At 59.8% G+C, this 17252-nt stretch carries 11 protein-coding genes; 5 read left to right on the forward strand and 6 right to left on the reverse strand.

The features are described from left to right. Positions 1–75: 75 nt before the first annotated feature. A complete protein-coding gene (locus KGA81_RS15675) occupies positions 76–2586 on the reverse strand; it encodes a putative bifunctional diguanylate cyclase/phosphodiesterase (RefSeq protein WP_223547098.1) in 2511 nt (836 codons plus the stop codon). 910 nt (positions 2587–3496) lie between these two features. On the opposite strand from KGA81_RS15675, the gene gfa reads away from it, so the two are divergent. After that, positions 3497–4075, forward strand: a complete 579-nt coding sequence (gfa, locus tag KGA81_RS15680) for an S-(hydroxymethyl)glutathione synthase (RefSeq protein WP_223547099.1) — start codon at positions 3497–3499, stop codon at positions 4073–4075. Between the two features lie 71 nt (positions 4076–4146). Continuing rightward, positions 4147–4269, forward strand: coding sequence for a helix-turn-helix domain-containing protein (locus tag KGA81_RS15685; protein WP_223547145.1), 123 nt, complete (start codon positions 4147–4149; stop codon positions 4267–4269). Here KGA81_RS15685 and KGA81_RS15690 read toward each other — a convergent pair. The 3 genes from KGA81_RS15690 to KGA81_RS15700 all read right to left on the reverse strand — a co-directional run bounded on the left by KGA81_RS15690 (position 4245) and on the right by KGA81_RS15700 (position 13130). After that, a complete protein-coding gene (locus KGA81_RS15690; RefSeq protein ID WP_223547100.1) occupies positions 4245–5150 on the reverse strand; it encodes a hypothetical protein in 906 nt (301 codons plus the stop codon). The two genes, KGA81_RS15685 and KGA81_RS15690, sit on opposite strands and share 25 nt — an antisense overlap. A gap of 337 nt (positions 5151–5487) precedes the next feature. After that, on the reverse strand, positions 5488–12753 hold the full coding sequence (locus KGA81_RS15695; protein WP_223547101.1) for a VCBS domain-containing protein: 7266 nt from the start codon (positions 12751–12753) through the stop codon (positions 5488–5490). A gap of 89 nt (positions 12754–12842) precedes the next feature. Beyond that, complete coding sequence (locus tag KGA81_RS15700) at positions 12843–13130, reverse strand: PilZ domain-containing protein (RefSeq protein WP_223547102.1); 288 nt, start codon at positions 13128–13130, stop codon at positions 12843–12845. Between the two features lie 204 nt (positions 13131–13334). Between KGA81_RS15700 and KGA81_RS15705 the strand changes: the two genes are divergently transcribed. Further along, on the forward strand, positions 13335–14000 hold the full coding sequence (locus KGA81_RS15705) for a LuxR C-terminal-related transcriptional regulator (RefSeq protein ID WP_223547103.1): 666 nt from the start codon (positions 13335–13337) through the stop codon (positions 13998–14000). 139 nt (positions 14001–14139) lie between these two features. Beyond that, positions 14140–14592 (forward strand): thiol-disulfide oxidoreductase DCC family protein, encoded by a 453-nt coding sequence (locus tag KGA81_RS15710; protein ID WP_223547104.1) that lies wholly within the window; start codon positions 14140–14142, stop codon positions 14590–14592. Between the two features lie 232 nt (positions 14593–14824). Here KGA81_RS15710 and KGA81_RS15715 read toward each other — a convergent pair whose 3' ends face one another. Together KGA81_RS15715 and KGA81_RS15720 are read right to left on the reverse strand one after the other, a co-directional pair. Then, positions 14825–15592, reverse strand: coding sequence for a hypothetical protein (locus KGA81_RS15715; protein ID WP_223547105.1), 768 nt, complete (start codon positions 15590–15592; stop codon positions 14825–14827). Positions 15593–15608: 16 nt separating this feature from the next. Then, positions 15609–16430, reverse strand: coding sequence for a DUF2092 domain-containing protein (locus KGA81_RS15720; RefSeq protein WP_223547106.1), 822 nt, complete (start codon positions 16428–16430; stop codon positions 15609–15611). 359 nt (positions 16431–16789) lie between these two features. Between KGA81_RS15720 and KGA81_RS15725 the strand changes: the two genes are divergently transcribed. Continuing rightward, positions 16790–17140, forward strand: coding sequence for a BON domain-containing protein (locus tag KGA81_RS15725; protein ID WP_223547107.1), 351 nt, complete (start codon positions 16790–16792; stop codon positions 17138–17140). Positions 17141–17252 lie beyond the last annotated feature (112 nt).

Genomic DNA, 17252 nt, shown 5'->3' on the forward strand with positions numbered 1-17252 from the left:
TTTGAGTCGACCTCTCATCGTCCGCATCGGGTTGAATCCACAGCCGAACGCGGACGTTCCCAGGCACCCGTGAAATTATGGCGATTTAGTCGTGGTCCGTGGGAAATCAGTGCTCGCCATTAATCTTTCTTGAACATACTTCTCAAATTGTTCGGCTGGCAGTGGCGGGGAAAACAGGAAGCCCTGGTAGGTCTGGCAGCCATGCTTGACCAGAAAGGTGCGCTGAGCTTCGGTCTCCACACCTTCTGCAATCACCGAAAGCCCCAATATCTGGCTCAGGCTCACAATCGCGCAGGCGATGGCGGCGTCGTTGGGATCAACCAGCACATCTCTGATGAAGGACTGGTCGATCTTGAGTTGATCCAGTGGAAGGCTCTTGAGGTATGACAGTGACGAGTAGCCGGTTCCGAAATCATCCAGCGAAAGGCCTATGCCGATCTCTTTCAACTCGATCATTTTGGCGACAGTACCTTCCATATCCTCTACCAGCAGGCCTTCGGTCAGTTCCAGTTTCAGTTTCTTCGGATCGGCCCCCGTGTATCTCAGTACTTGCAGTACCTCCTCGACGAAGTCCGGATGGTGAAACTGGCGGGCGCTGACATTCACAGCCATACCCAGTCGGGCGGTTTCCGAATGCCTTGCCCAGGCAACCAGCTGAGTGCAGGCTGCCTGCAGCGCCCAACGGCCTAACGGCAGAATCAACCCCGTTTCCTCTGCCAATGGAATGAACTCGCCTGGAAACACGACTCCGCGTTCAGGATTCTGCCATCTCATCAGTGCCTCTGCGCCAATGATACGGCCCTCACTATTCACCTGCGGCTGGTAATGAAGAAGGAATTGGTTGTCCTGCAAGCCTTGGCGCAAGTCTACTTCCAGTCTGGCGCGTGCCGTGGCAACCGCCTGCATGTCCGGATCGAAGAAGCGCATGGTATTGCGGCCCGCCGCCTTGGCGCGATACATCGCCAGGTCAGCGCGCTTCATAATATCGTCCACGGTGCTCAGTTGCCCCTGGAACAGCGCAATGCCGAGGCTGGGGGTGCTGTGGTGCTCATATCCATCCAACTGGTAGGAAATATTCAGAGAGTCGAGAATCTTTTCGCCAATAGCCTTGGCCTGGATAGCTGCTTCTGGAGGATTCTCATTAAGGCCATCCAGCAGGACGACGAATTCGTCTCCACCCAGGCGAGCCACGGTGTCGCTCTCGCGTATGCAGCCGCAAAGGCGCAGAGCAACTTGCTGCAGCAACATGTCGCCTCTGTCATGCCCCAGCGTGTCGTTCAGTGCCTTGAAGTTATCCAGGTCAATGAGAATTATCCCGCTCGTATGCAGGCTACGGGAGCTGCCCGCCAGCAGATGCTGTAACCGGTCCAGCATGAGCCGCCTGTTGGCCAGCCCGGTCAACTGATCGTAGAAGGCCAAACGCTGGACCTCTTGCTCAGCGGTCTTGCGGTGGGTGATGTCAGTATTGATCGACAGAACGGATTGCGGCTGGCCATCATCGTCTCGCACCAGGGTTCGATGACTTTCGAGCGTGATGGTGCAGCCATCCCGGCGTCGAAGTGTAACTTCGTCCGCCCGGTCACCCGTTTCTATCAGGCTGTTAGTGGCCGCATTGAAAGCGGCGCTACCCTGGTAGATCAACTCCTGTGCCGATTTGCCGAGTGCCTCTTCCTTAGACAGACCGTAGAGACGCTCGGCACTTTTGTTCCAGTACAGGATGCGGTTATCCATCCCGTGCACGACAATGGCGTCCTGGGCCTTGTCCAGCAGCGATGCCTGCTGGCGGGCCTGCTTCTCGCTTTCGCGCAGCACTGCCAGATAACCTTCCCTTTCGGCTGCTTGCGACTCCATTTCGCGCCTTATCTTGCCCCCGTAGATAACGGCCGCACTGACCATCATTAGCACGAACAACATGATCGCGTATTCGACCCGGCGCAGTTCTTCGACCGACTCAAGCTCCTCCGCCAGGAGCTTGCTTTGAATCAGGCCAACGCGATCCCGCACGGTACTGAGTGAGGCGAGCAACTGGGCATACTTCCTGTCCATCGTTGCCATGCGTTTGCCGGCATTATCCGACTGCCCCTCCCTGAAGTAGGAAAAAATCAGCAAGGCCTCGTTCACCATTTCGACCATCGCGGCATCAATTGCACCCACCTCATCCTTCAATGCAAGGGTAAAGGCTTGTATATCTGCACTGTGTTCAGCCTCACTGGCGATCCGTACTTCCAACTGTTTTTTGGCCATTGCCAAATGCTCGCTGAAGGCGCGCAAGGCTTCATTCATGTTCCGCGATTCGGCTTCAACATTATGTGTATCGAACACATTATTGCCCGGCGCATTGACTTTGGAAGCCAGGCTGCCCAGCGTTGAATAGCTCGACAGCTGTTGGACCCACGACTGGTTTGCCGTGATGGAGCGGTGATAGGTATCGACGATCAGGTGATTCAACAGCACGCTCAGCACAACAACCAGCACGTCGAATCCCGCAAGAAAAAAGTACATGCGGTGCCATTTGGTCGAGCGCGGCTTTTTTGAACTGGTGGGTGTGGCTTGCTTTGCGGCGCTTTTGCTCCTGAAAAAATCCATTTCACAATCTCCAAACATAATCCTTCTAAATTGACCAACAGAAGCGGGATTCCGAAACCAATCAACCTTTTGAGCCGACACCTGAACCTGAGAACACACCGCACGTAGCACTAGCCAATTTTTTCTCTGATCTGGATTCACGCTGGTTTTCGTGAGCGAAGCTCCCGAGACAAGCAATGGCTACCGAAGCTATACGTCTTAAGTGTCACGCCAACCAACTATGGGTGACATAGGGCACGTTGCGGGTCATTTCCGCGCAGCCTGCCGGACTGCCTGATCAGTTTCGTCAGCAGATCAAGCATAGCCGCTAATTTGCCATTATTTTGTTCGCCGACTGCTCCAGGTCGGTAGCAGCCCTTGATGGTCGGCAGCTTCCGGCCGATTCTGTTGAAACAGTCGGCCATGGTTTGCGCATCGGAAAACTACGCGTCCGAGATTGAAATTTTCACGATAGGCCCCTGAGGGAACCCGATATCGATGAGGCCCGGCAGAAAACGCTTGGTTGGCATCAGGGGCGGACGCTGGCATGCCAGCAAAGGCGGCCTGGAATTGTGCATCGATCTTTCGGGCCTCTTCGCTGGCAAGCCAGCTCCTACAGAAAACAGACCAGAGCGCTGTTAAGCATGATCTGTTGCTGCACTTGACACCGGGCAGAAGCAGACCTGAAAACCTTGAGCGTGTGTGGATGCCATCTGAATTCAGCACACTCGCCCGTACGCTGGCCTGGCCGAGCTCGATACGTCATCGCAGACTATTCTTGATCTGGGTAACCGCCCGGTCGCACCGAAGGAGGTCACTCGTTGATGCATGAAGGCAAATCGATCCGCGCGGTCATGGAGTTCCGATGAACTACCGGTCTGGGGCGCGCCCCAGGCACTTTTGTCTGACACCCTGAAACGGAGACGCCAGCATGAGCACCTTGCAACTTCACCCTGCATTGGACAATGGCATACAACCCGCCGCCCCGAATTTCAAAGGTGGCACCCTGCAATGCCTGTGTGCGACCGACAAGGTCGAGGTCAGGATCGACGCACAAACGCTGCATAACCACGCGTGCGGCTGCAGCAAATGCTGGAAACCACAAAACGCGATATTCGCCGTCATCGCCGTGGTGCCTCGAGATAAGGTCAGCGTCATTGCCCACGGCGAAAAACTGGCGATTGTCGACGAATCCGCCACCATCCAGCGCCACGCCTGCAAGCAGTGTCACGCCCATCTCTTTGGGCGCATCGAGAACAAGGACCATGCGTTTTATGGCCTGGACTTCGTCCACACCGAGCTTTCGCCACAGAGCGGATGGTCTGCGCCGGGATTCGCGGCGTTCGTGTCCTCCATCATCGAAACCGGCACTCCGCCAGCGCAAATGAAGGCTATCCGCGAGCGCTTGCGCTCGCTCGGCCTGGAACCCTATGACTGCCTGTCCCCGGACTTGATGGACGCATTGGCGACCCATGTCGCCAAACAGAAAGGCTTGCTCCCCGCCGCCTGATCGATCGGTTGCCGCGGTTTCTTTTCCGGACCGCGGCGCCGATTCACCTTTGATGTTGTGCGCCCCACATAATTAACGGGGGGCCATGGGGCTACTCCAACCCCAGTCACTTCGCCCATGTATTTCGCAAGCACACCGGTCTTTCCCCAAGCGACTACCAATGCCAGCGTCAGGGCTCTGCTGGCCGCAGATAGGGCTCGATAAAGCCGCAGCCAAGGATCTCGTTCAGGCGTTGCGCATCGTTCATTCGGCGAAACAGTCCAATCGTCTTCCACGGCGCGTGACCATCGACATTGGGCGCTCCCAATCCGGCCAACAGGTCGGCGATCAGTATTGATCGGGTCTCGAAAGAGATGCGTGTCAGCCCGGTGCTATTGCCGACGCCGGCATGGGCATGAGCCCCGGAAAAGGCGATCAGGCTCCCCGGAGCGATATCGACGGCAATCCCGTCCTGCGGGCCGATCGCTTCCAGCAGATGCGGAATGGCTTCGTCGGCATCCACGGCATTGCGGCCTTCTCGATGGGATCGCTGCAAAATGGCGCGCATATCGAAATCTGCGCTCGAATTACCTAGCGGTCGCTGCCAGAGGCCTGGATACAAGGCGACGGTACGCCCTGCCGCGATGGGATAGATGGGCGCCCACCAATTGGTTTGTGCATAGATATTCGACCCCCAGGTATCGCGGTGAAACGCGATGGTGGCCGTCGTGCGGGCACGCGGCGTCGACTGCCCTGGCTCGCAATGCGGCTGAAAACGCAAATGCAGGCGATCGCACGCCAGGGTATCGGGGGCGATGCCAAGGCTTTGCACGACGTCCTGCCAGCGTTGCCGGACCTCAGCCGAGCCTGCGAAGTCGTTCTGGATTTTCGCAAAGCGCTCAATCTGCTCAGGGTGGCTCAAATGGCGATGGATCTGTTGCGGCGACCAGGGATGCAGCGCGTCTTCGAGGAACGCACGCGCATATTCCACCAGCGCCGTCATGGGTTGCAGGTCAGTGAAGCGAATGATCTCGCCAGCATAGATCCGGTCATGCAATTGGCGAGCGGTGCTCGGTATGGCAAGCGAGCTGTACATGACTGGAAGTCCCCTGAAGGTGCGCCCCTGACTTTAGATCCACACCGATTGTGGCGAAAGTGGCAGGTGGGGCGAAAAAGCGCGGATCAGACCCTGGGGGAATGAGCAACAGGCGACCTTCAAGCCATGAACGGGGCGCTTATGTTTCGTAGATACCCGGGAGGAAAATTCAGTCAGGTGGTAATAAAGTCCACCACCCGTTTCTTGTTGATTCCTGGGGGGGTGCCCCCTCGCTCCGGGTGGAGTGAGGAGAAAACACCCCGCACAGTCCCCACCGCGGATTTACCCGCGACGGGGACTGCAACCGCGTAGCAACCTACGGCCAGCAGCAAAAGCATCACGTCGTCAGGATAAAGTCCGTCTGGTCGATGCCTGCACTGTTAACACCGACAAGGCGAATAGAGTCCACTCCGATCCCGATCACCGTGTCCGCCCCGTCAGCCGCAATGCTCACGCTGGCAGCGAACGTCTCGCTGCTGATCCCCAGCCCCGCGATATTGAGCAAGTCCTGCCCTCCGGCCGGGTTGACGTCGAAGCCCTGGATCGAGTCGTTGCCGAAGCCTGCGGCAGCAAACGCGAAAGTATCGTTGCCGAGGCCGCCGTTGAGCGTGTCGTCGCCCAGCCCGCCGAAGAACAGATCGTCACCCGCACCGCCGACCAGAATGTCGTTGGCCAGGCCGCCCAGCATCCTGTGGTTTGCCGCCGCGGCATCGTAGGCCAGCTCACTGCCGCTGCCCTCGGCGTTCGCCTGCAAACCCGCCGCCGCGTATTGGCCATTCAGCGCGACCTGCGCCACATGTGTGCCGTCGTTCACGCTCAGCATCCCGCCGGTGCCTGTGTCATTCGCGGCATAGGTGATCTGTGTATTGGTGCCGAATGCAACATCGCCAAAGTCCAGCGTGTCACCCGCGGCAAAACCGCTGACGCTGCCGCTGAACGCCGCCGACACATCGAGCTTGAGCGTGCCTGCCGCACCGCTGTCGAACGTCACATGCTGATCGGAGGCAGCAGCGAATTGCAGGATCGCCGAACCGCTGATAGTCGCGCTTCCCGCGCCACTGGCATCTGCGTGGACGGTGATGTTGCCATCGTTCGCCCACAGGCTACCGCTGTTGACGAGCCCACTTTCAATCACCAATCCGCCGCTGCCGGTGGCTTGCAGCACGCCAGTGTTGGTGACGGCGCTGCTACCGGTATCGATCACGAGCGCATTGACGCCACTGGCAAGGATCAGGCCCGAGTTGACCAGCATCATCTGCCCTGCTCCCAACTGGCCGGCACCCGAGATGGTGTTGTCGGCATTGGTGAGCAGCGTGTCCGCGCTGCCACCAAAGATCACGTTCTGCGCGCTGTCGGACAGAACCACTTGCCCGCCACCGCTCAACGTCGCGCCACGGAACAGAATCTCGAGATCGGTCCCGCTGCCGGTGGAGCCGAGCGCTATGGTGCCGCTGTTGTCGATGCTGCCACCGAACGGCATGATCGCACCGTCGGCAATGGTGATGGTGCCCTTATTAGTCGTGACCGGGTCCACATCGAACAGCAGATTGGCCCCGCTCAACGCCGCTGCATCCACGCCGTCGACAGTTATCGTCTGGTCGGCGCTGATGCTGAGCACGGCATTGCCGTTCGCGTCGTTGGCGATACTCACATCGGCAAAATCGTTGACGCCCGTGAAGCCGATCAAGTCGATTTTGTCCGCCGCCGCGTCGAAGCTGTAAATGACGTTGTTGCCGATTGGCTGGGCGAACACGAACAGGTCGGCGCCGCTGGAGCCGGTCAGGTTGTCGTCCGCCGACAAGGCGAAGATCGGCGAGCCGGGGGCGTAGGCTTCGACGTTGTCGGACACAAAGGCATTGCCAATGCTGCCGTCGGCGTTGGTCCAGGTCATGCTGACGCCGAGCACCAACGCACCGGCGAAGTCGCTTGGAGTTGTCACAGTCAATGCGGCGGGATCGCTGGTTTGCACGGTCCATGTGCCGTCGCCGTTGTCGGTACCTGCATTGAACGTCCATCCCGAGGGAACACCGCTGATGGCCACCGTTATTGGGCCGCTGATATCGGCTGACGGGATGTTGAGGGCTAGATTGATGGGGTCGCCAGCCACACCTGCCGGGAGATTTGCGCTAGAGGTGAACGCAACACCCGTATTACCAGCCAAGTCCGTGTAGGTGTTTGTAACGATGGCTTTTACAGATCCATTGCCACTGTTATTGTCGAATCTGGTGAAGTCCACTGTATAAGTAGTGCCGCTACCGGAGAAGTTGCTGAGGGTTCCGCGGCCTGTGGTGACACTGAAATCACTGATATCGAAGTTAATCACAGCTTCACTGAACGTGATGGTTATTTTGCCGCTGCCATTGTTCCCTAACATTGGGGACGCAGTAATGGAAGTCACCGTTGGCGCTACGGTATCAACTGGCGTCTCAACGACGTTCTGCACGTTTACCGTAATGGTCTGCGTGTCGGTTCCGCCATTGCCGTCGGCCACCTGAACGTCCACAACATAGGCGTTGTCGCCGTCGGTACCACCGACATCCTGGGGATTCTCGTAATCGGGCGCCGAATTGAACGTCAGCACCCCACTCGAACTGATCGAGAACTTGCTGAAGTCCGTCCCGGCCGTATTCAGGATCGTGTAGCTCAGCGTCTGCGCTGGTAGATCTGCATCGGTCGCCAGCACTGTCGTGACCGCCGTGGTGTTCTCCGCCATGTTGACCGAAGCCGTTGCACCGCCACCGTTGGAGGTGATCACCGGGGAGTTGTCGTTGACGCCCGTCACGGTTACCGCGATTGCCTGGTCGTCAAACAGCGTGCCGTCCGACGCCCGCACAATCACGTCATAAACGTTGTTCGTTCCCGAATCAGTCGGTGCTTCAAAGTTGGGTGCAGAGATAAAGCTCAGCACGCCGGTGCCTGAAACGATCGAGAACTTCGCGGCATCCGCTCCGCCGACGATGCTGTAGCCCAGCGTTTGCACCGGCAGATCAGCATCGGTCGCCGCCACCGTCGTGACCGCCGTGGTGTTCTCCGCCACATTGATCGAAGCCGTCGCACCGCCACCGTTGGAGGTGATCACCGGGGAGTTGTCGTTGACGCCCGTCACGGTTACCGCGATCGCCTGGTCGTCAAACAGCGTGCCGTCCGACGCCCGCACAATCACGTCATAAACGTTGTTCGTTCCCGAATCAGTCGGTGCTTCAAAGTTGGGTGCAGAGATAAAGCTCAGCACGCCGGTGCCTGAAACGATCGAGAACTTCGCGGCATCCGCTCCGCCGACGATGTTGTAGCTCAGCGTTTGTGCCGGCAGATCAACATCGGTCGCCGCCACCGTCGTGACCGCCGTGGTGTTCTCCGCCACATTGATCGAAGCCGTCGCACCGCCACCGTTGGAAGTGATCGTCGGTGAGTCGTTGCTGCCGGCGATATGCACGGTGACCGAAGTGAGGGTGCCATCGGCACTGCTGACCGCGAAGGTGTCGGTGTAGGTGGTGCCGGCGGCGAACTCGTTGTGGGCGGAGTCGGCGACGTAGGTCCAGGCACCGTCGTTGCCGATGGAGAACTGGCCGTAGCTGCCGGCGGCGTTGGTTTGCGCGACGAAGGTTGCGGCGCTGTCGACGTCGCTGATGCTCAGGGTGCCGCTGGTGGAGATGTCGGTAGCGGCATTGGTCTCGGTGAGGTTGGCGATGTCGGCGGACAGCACCGCGGCATCGTTGGTGCCGAGGATATGCACGGCGACCGAAGTGAGGGTGCCGTCGGCGCTGCTCACCGCGAAGGTGTCGGTGTAGGTGGTGCCGGCGGCGAACTCGTTGTGGGCGGAGTTGGCGACGTAGGTCCAGGCACCGTCGGTGCCGATGGAGAACTGGCCATAGCTGCCGGCGGCGTTGGTTTGCGCGACGAAGGTTGCCGCGCTGTCGACGTCGCTGATGCTCAGGGTGCCGCTGGTGGAGATGTCGGTAGCGGCATTGGTCTCGGTGAGGTTGGCGATGTCGGCGGACAGCACGGCCGCATCGTTGCTACCGAGGATATGCACGGTGACCGAAGTGAGGGTGCCGTCGGCGCTGCTCACCGCGAAGGTGTCGGTGTAGGTGGTACCGGCAGCGAACTCGTTGTGGGCGGAGTCGGCGACGTAGGTCCAGGCACCGCCGGTGCCGATGGAGAACTGGCCGTAGCTGCCGGCGGCGTTGGTTTGCGCGACGAAGGTTGCGGCGCTGTCGACGTCGCTGACGGTGAGAGTGCCGCCGGTGGTCAGCGGAGCATTGGTTTCGCTCAGCGTAACGCTGGCCGAGGACAGCACGGCGGCGTCGTTGCTGCCGGTGACGGTGACGGTCACCAGCTGGGTGGCGACGCCGCCCAGACCGTCGCTGACCTGCACGCTGAACACGTCGTTGTGACTCTCGCCTGCCTGCAGAGACTGCACCGCACTGGCGACCCCGTCGGTGCCATTGGCCAGCGTGTAGGTCCATTGGCCGCTACTGTCCACGGCGATCGAGCCATAGGTTCCAGTTGGCGAACCATTGATGGTCCAACTGGCGGTGGCATCATGATCGATGTCGGCCGAACTGAACTGGCCGCTGACGCTGAGCGTGGTGTCTTCCTGCACCGCGCCCGCCGCGTTGCCGGTCGCGAAGCTGAGCACCGGTGCGTCGTTGCTGCCGGTGACGGTGATCGTCACCAGCTGGGTGGCGACGCCACCCAGGCCGTCGCTGACCTGCACGCTGAACACGTCATTGTGGCTCTCGCCCGCCTTCAGCGCCTGCACGGCACTGGCAACCCCGTCGGTGCCATTGGCCAGGGTGTAGGTCCATTGGCCGGTGGTGTCGACGGCGATCGAACCGTAGGTGCCCGTATTCGTACCCGCAATGCTCCAGGTCGCCGTGGCGTCGTGATCGATGTCGGTCGAACTGAACTGGCCATTGACGCTGAGTTTGATGTCTTCCTGCACCGCGCCGGCCGCATTGCCCGTCGCGAAGCTGAGCACCGGCGCGTCGTTGCTGCCGGTGACGGTGACGGTCACCAGCTGGGTGGCGACGCCGCCCAGGCCGTCGCTGACCTGCACCGTAAACACGTCATCGTGACTCTCGCCCGCCTTCAGTGATTGCACCGCACTGGCAACCCCGTCGCTGCCGTTGGCCAGGGTGTAGGTCCATTGGCCGGTGGTGTCGACGGCGATCGAACCGTAGGTGCCCGTATTCGTACCCGCAATGCTCCAGGTCGCCGTGGCGTCGTGATCGATGTCGGCCGAACCGAACTGACCGTTCACGCTGAGTTTGATGTCTTCCTGCACCGCGCCGGCCGCATTGCCCGTCGCGAAACTGAGCACCGGCGCGTCGTTGCTGCCGGTGAGGGTGATCGCCACCGTCTGCGGCGCCGAGACCGCGTTGCCCGCGCCGCTGTTGTCGGTGGCCACCACTGTGTAGGAGAAGCTGATGGTTTCACCGGCACTCAGGAAGTCGAGGTTCTCGCTGCTGCTGTAGGTCCAGCCGGCCTGATCGACCGCGAAACCGGCCACCAGCGCGGCGGCCTGCGCCGCCCCGAGGGTGCCGCCGCTCCAGACGAGGTCGTGGTTGGCGGTCTGGCTGACCGTCACGACGTCGTTGACGTCCAGGTCGGCGAAGCTCAGCGCCCCGCTGTCGCTCAGGGGGGCGGCACCATTGCCTTCGTTCATCGCCCCGGTCGGGTCGGTGATGGTCAGTGTTGGCCGGTCGTTGCTGCCGGTCAGGGTGATCGTCACGTCCTTGCTCACCGCCGCCCCGACGTCGTCAGTCAGCGTCACCGTGAACACTTCAGTCTTGGTCTGGCCCGCGGCGAGGTACTGCGCCGCGCTGTTGTTCAGCGTATAGCTCCAGCCCACACTGCCCGCCGCGTCACCGGCACTCTCGTCGCTGACACTGGCCACCAGCGTCCCCAGCGCACCGGCCGGCGCACTGACGCTGGCCACATGGGCGTGATCGGCCAGGTCCACGTCGCCGAAGGCGAAGCTGCCGCTGGCCACCGTAGTGCCGTCTTCGCTCACCGCCCCGCTTTCGACCTCGGCCACCGTCACTGTCGGCGCATCATTGCTGCCGGTCAGGGTGATGGTCACACTCTTGCTCACCGCCGCCCCGAAGTCGTCGGTCAGCGTCACCGTGAACACTTCGGTCTTGGTCTGACCTTCGGCCAGGTACTGCGCCGCGCTGTTGTTCAGCGTATAGCTCCAGCCCACACTGCCCGCCGCGTCACCGGCACTCTCGTCGCTGACACTGGCCACCAGCGTCCCCAGCGCACCGGCCGGCGCGCTCACGCTGGCCACATGGGCGTGATCGGCCAGGTCCACGTCGCCAAAGGCGAAGCTGCCGCTGGCCACCGTAGTGCCGTCTTCGGTCAGCGCCCCGCTTTCGACCTCGGCCGCCGTCACCGTTGGCGCGTCGTTGCTGCCGGTCAGGGTGATGGTCACACTCTTGGTCACCGCCGCCCCGAAGTCGTCGGTCAGCGTCACCGTGAACACTTCGGTCTTGGTCTGACCTTCAGCCAGGTACTGCGTCGCGCTGTTGTTCAGCGTATAGGTCCAGTCCACGCTGCCCGCCGCGTCGCCCGTGCTCTCGTCGCTGACACTGGCCACCAGCGTCCCCAGCGCACCAGCCGGCGCGCTGACGCTGGCCACATGGGCGTGATCGGCCAGGTCCACGTCGCCGAAGGCGAAGCTGCCGCTGGCCACCGTAGTACCGTCTTCGGTCAGCGCTCCGCTTTCGATTTCGGCCGCCGTCACTGTCGGCGCGTCATTGGTGCCGGTAATGGTGATAGTCACATTCTGCGTTACCGACGAACCATGACCATCGCTGACGGTAACCAGGTAAGTTTCGGTGACTGTCTGTCCCTGGGCCAGGTACTGCGCCGCCACATTGCTCAGGTTGTACGTCCATTGCACCGAACCGTTGGCCGCGTTCGCAGCTTCGCTTACCGGCGAGAGCACGAACGTACCAAGATGAGTAGCGTTGCCCGCCGCCGGCGCGAACGTCGCCATGTGCGTGTCACTCAGGTCGACGTCGTTAAAGACAATCGTGCCGCTGGCCGTCAGCGAATCGGTCATGCTCGCCGTGGTGTCGGCGTCTTCGGTCACCGTGCCGGCCTGCGCGGCCATGCTGATCGTCATACCATCATTCACGCCGGAAAACTGCACCGTCGCAGTGGCCCAACTGAGCGTTCCGTTACCGAGACGAATCGCATAGGTAAAGCTGTCCGTCAGGAGCTCGCCAGTAGCCAGCGCCTGGAGTTGTGCCTTGAAAGCATCTGAAAAAGTAGCGGCGTCGTAGCCGACCTTGCCGTCCGAGGTGATCCAGATTTTTGCACCATTCTCGCTGGTGTCGGCACTCGTCGCCTCGGCCCTCGCCGTATCCTGGGTCAGGAGGTCGGCCGGAGCATAAACCTTGGTGACAGTAGAAAGACTGTCCGCGTTGTCCAGTGACCAGAGTGTCTTCGCGTTGCCGCCGAGGTCATTGGACATGACGTCCCAATACACGACCCCCAACAGATTTTCAGTGGTGGTGAAGAGGTCATCCTTCCCCTGCGGCGTGTTGGAAAACGAGGTAATGGTTCCGCCGCTTGTAGTTGTAGTGCTAGCCATGTCTTTCTCCCAAGAATGTCACCCTGAGCAAAAAACCGCCGTGGGCCGCCAACAGCCACAAGCCGCTTCTTCCTCAACCCACGAAAACCTCATTCCACCGGTACCAGCCGGCTGGCCAGCAGCTTCACGCCCGCCCCGGTCCTGCCGCCCAGCGGTTCAATGCGCACGATTTGTCCTTGCGCCTTGAACTGCATGGGGCCGCCGGGAGTGTCGAGTTCGATCTCGAATTCAATAAAACTACCCACCTGCTGCTCGCTATCGGTTTCGAAATACAAACCGGAGGCGCTGATGTCACGGGTGACACCGTGGCTCCCGCCGGTCAGTTTCAGCGACAGGGTGACTTGTTCACGGGGCTCAACTCGGTATGTGCCTTTCATGGCTGCAGTCTAAAAACGGCCGCTGTTTCCTGCATGAGCGCGCTATCCCTTTTTTTCTGGGAGTCAATCAGCCATGAAAACAGGGCTTTACAGGACAAATGTCATGGGAGGCGGTGCCTGAAGCGCCATAGAAAAAAGCTACAAGCTGCAACGATTGCTATCATGATCAGCTAACACAACCCGTCTAAAGGGGCAGCGACCTGCATGCCAATTCAAGTCCTGTTAGTAGCACTACCGCTCGTGGCCTGGGGTCTTGAGCGTCTGGTGGAAAGCGCTCAACCGAGATTGATGCTGGTGGGTTCGGTGTCGTCGGTGGCGGAGTACCTGCTTTCACTGCACCTATACGCGCCTGATGTGGTGGTACTGGACCTGGACAGCGAGGACTGTATCGAGTCACTGGCCGACTTGCACAGCCAGACCAAAGCCAGGATTCTGGTAGTGACAGGGTCGAGCGACGTGGCGCTGCATGACAGTGCGGTGCTGGCGGGCGCACGTGGCGTGGTGGATAAGCGGGAGTCGGCTTCTGCATCGACATTGCTCAAAGCCATAGAAAAAGTGCATGACGGCGAACTCTGGATTGACCGCAATGCGACCAGCCGTATCTTCCTTGAACTGGCGCGCAAGAAAGCCGAGCGCGATATAGACCCGGAGCACCACAAAATCGCCAAGCTGACGCGCCGCGAGCAGCAAACCATTGCATCACTGGCCAGCGACCCTTCAGCCCCTGGCAAGTTGGTGGCCGAGAAACTGCACATCAGCGAGCACACGCTGCGCAACCATTTGACATCGATCTACAGTAAGCTGGGCCTTACGAACCGCGTGGATCTGTACGCCTACGCACACAAGCATGGGCTTTTCGCAGGCGAATAAGGACTGCGGCAATACGCCTTCTGCTGACACAGAGTCCAGCTGTGTTGCATCGACCGGTTGGATCCACAGCCAAATGCAGACTTTAACGCGGGCACGCGGTTATGATCCGGAATAACCAGGCGCCCTTGGACCCACGCTCATGCCAGCCTCGAAAATCCGCCCCTCAGCCGCGCCACTGCTCAAGCCAGGAGAGACGGTGGTCCTGTTCGACGGCGTCTGCAAGCTGTGCAATGGCTGGGTGAGGTTCTTGATTCGCCATGACCGCCAGCGGCGAGTGCGCTTGGCGGCGGTTCAGTCACCCGAGGGGCAGGCTCTGCTCGCGTGGGCAGGTTTGCCCATGGATCAATTCGACACCATGGCGGTGATCCGCGACCGACACTACTGGGACCGTTCGGATGCATTTTTCGAAGTCATCGCGCAGTTTTCCGCACTCTGGCGCCCCGTGAACCTGTTGCGCATCATCCCTCGCACACTTCGAAACTGGGCATACGACCGCATTGCGCTCAATCGTTATCGACTCTTCGGGAAATACGACACGTGCCTGTTGCCGGAGCCTGATCATGAACAGCGCTTTTTGAAAGCGCCCCTATGAACGCCCTCACACGCATTAACCGGATCACCCGTGCCACATCTGGCATCACCGCCAAATGCCTGCAAACGCTGCTATCGAAAATGGCGTAGCCACCGACCACCATCACCCCGAATACCCTTCAACTATTGCCTGAATGGCAGGCTGCTTTCGCCTGGGGATTCAACAGATGGTGAAAGACAGAATCGGCCAAAAGCTGCCTTTCTCGATATCGGCAGATTGACGCGTCGAGGTTTTATTCCGGCATTGGTACAACCGTGTAATAAACTCCATTGGCCCCGTAGGCCGGTTGCACCCAGGAGTTCCCGCACTGATAGTACGTGCGACTGGAGACAGTCCTCAGCCCGCATCCCGTTGGCAAGCTGACAAATGTCGACCCCATGGGCATGGCAGGCGGTGCCGCGGCCATCATTGCGGCGTTGTAGCCTGCACCATAGGCATTGTTGCTGGCATTCGTATTGGCAGCATCAGCGATGGCGGCACCGGTAACCACGCCAGCAGTTGCTGCGGCGGCAGGACTTACGCTGTCGTTGTAGCCACAGTTATAACAACCACTGCTGGCATAGACAGCAGTTGGCGGGTGGTAGTAGGTGGTTCCGTAGGTCGATGGATGGTAGACCGTCGTGCCATAACCGTCCGCATGATAGCCACTGGCACTGCCCCCACTTTCACCTTGGGCGTGCCATGAGCCTTCGCCGCCATAGGCCGTTCCGCCTTCGGCCCCAGTGCCATGCCAGGAGCCCTCGCCCCCGGATGCGGTCCCGCCATTCTCGTCTCTGGCGCTCCAACTGCCATCCCCCCCGGAAGCCGAGCCGCCGCGATAGCCCGAGCCACTCCAACTGCCCCCCCCTCCTGAAGCCGAGCCGAATTCACCGGAGTGGCTCCACGAGCCACCGCCTCCCCATGTACGCCCAAAACTGGAAGCGTGCGACCAGGCCGCAGCCTGATCACAGGTGAATGCCACAACCAACAGACCGGCAAGCCTCAAGGTTGATCGGGTCATGGTTCATCCTCCTCACTCAGGGTTTTGCTTGCGGCGGTTTAGCCCCAACCGGGGCGCGCATGTCTGGTGGCGGGGCAAACTCGATCTGCCGAGCCTTGTCGATGTGTTCTGGTTTGAAGTTGTCCGCTGACAACGCCGAGGCAAGCTTCCAATCGCTGAACGCGACCTGATGCCGGGATTGGGTGGGATCATCGCGAAACACTGCGCGCAGCATGCGAGGAAGCTTGTCTTGCGCGCCGATCCAGGCTTGGACGAATACGATGTCATTAGCGTAAGCGATTACATCAGTCGTGGTATCCCCGATCACAGTGGACTGTCCGATGAAAAACGCCAAACGCATATCCCTGGTCAAATCCTGATAAGGATTGGCGACGATCACATCGGTAAAAGGAAAGTAGATTGCGGCACGCTGGTACGCAGCCTCAAGGGTCGCATCAATGGTGGGTGGCGCATCCGCTTGCGCCAGCAGGTTTTCCGTCGGAGCAAAGGCATAGGCACGCTTGCCGTCATAGTAAAACTCGGTCGCCGGGCCATCACCCGAAGTCATTACGCGCAGGTGATCAGGCCGTTGCACGTCGACTTGCGCCACCGTGCTATAGGCCAAGGGCGGCCCAAGCCGACTAGGCTTCTCGTAGGTCGTGATGGCGGTGAAGCTCATACCCTGTGCGCCAGCCAACTTCGCGCTCATCGCCTGCAGAACTGCCAGTGCCTTGGGTTCCAGTTGAACCGCAAGCGCAGGAGCAGTGGTGGGTTTTTCTGCCGCCTGCATTGGCGCTGCACACAGGCCGATCAACAGGCCAAACGAGAGCAATCGGACATGTTGATGGAGTGCCAGCATCGTTCTTCTCCGCAGAAGCAAAGACAGGACTTTGAGTCTAGCTTTGCAACAAGCTTTTGGGATGGATTTATTTTTTAATCCAAAAGCCTGCTACTGGTCGATTTCAGTCGGTCGTGGAAGACAGAATCGGCCGTTTTCTGTCGGTCGAGATCGGCATCCATGGGTTGATCAGGGCGGACGTTCACGGGGACAGCGCGCTGACCGCAGGCAACGGCCGTACTATAATTAATATCTGTCAATGTTTGCGTGACGAGCGCTCCAAAACGAATCAGGTATCCATAGCGTTCACCTGACAGACAAAGGGCGGCGCAGCAAATGGGATGGACAGTACGTCTGATTACGCGAGAGAGGGTTCAGCCATGAAAATTCACTCCTTCCGGCATTACTCTCATGGAATGGAAATGGCCGTTCACGATGCATGGATTACCACCAAGGTGAAGTCGGCCCTGGCATTTTCCGATCCGACCCTTAGCCTGCATATCAATGTCAAAACCCATGCGGGCATAGTGGGGTTAAGCGGCCGCGTCAACACTCACAGACAGCGTGAACAGGCCATTGATCTGGCCCGTTCGGTTCATGGTGTCGCCGACGTCGATGCCAGCGACTTGCAGACCCATGTGTTCACGCCAGGGAGTTTTCCAGAAGCGCCCAACGCCGAAGAGAGCACTGAGCGCCGGCCACAATCGTCAACAAAGATGGACGACAAATGATAATGGCAACTTTGTAGGCGCCGCGCCCCCAGTCGGAAACCGAGGGCGCAGGGAAGCTGAATGCCTGTGTGCCTCAGAGTGAATCGCCCATGGTTTCGTGGACATTTCCGAC

Origin of the sequence: Pseudomonas sp. A-B-19, from assembly GCF_019947515.1 — a bacterium.
In the GTDB taxonomy this organism is placed as follows: domain Bacteria; phylum Pseudomonadota; class Gammaproteobacteria; order Pseudomonadales; family Pseudomonadaceae; genus Aquipseudomonas.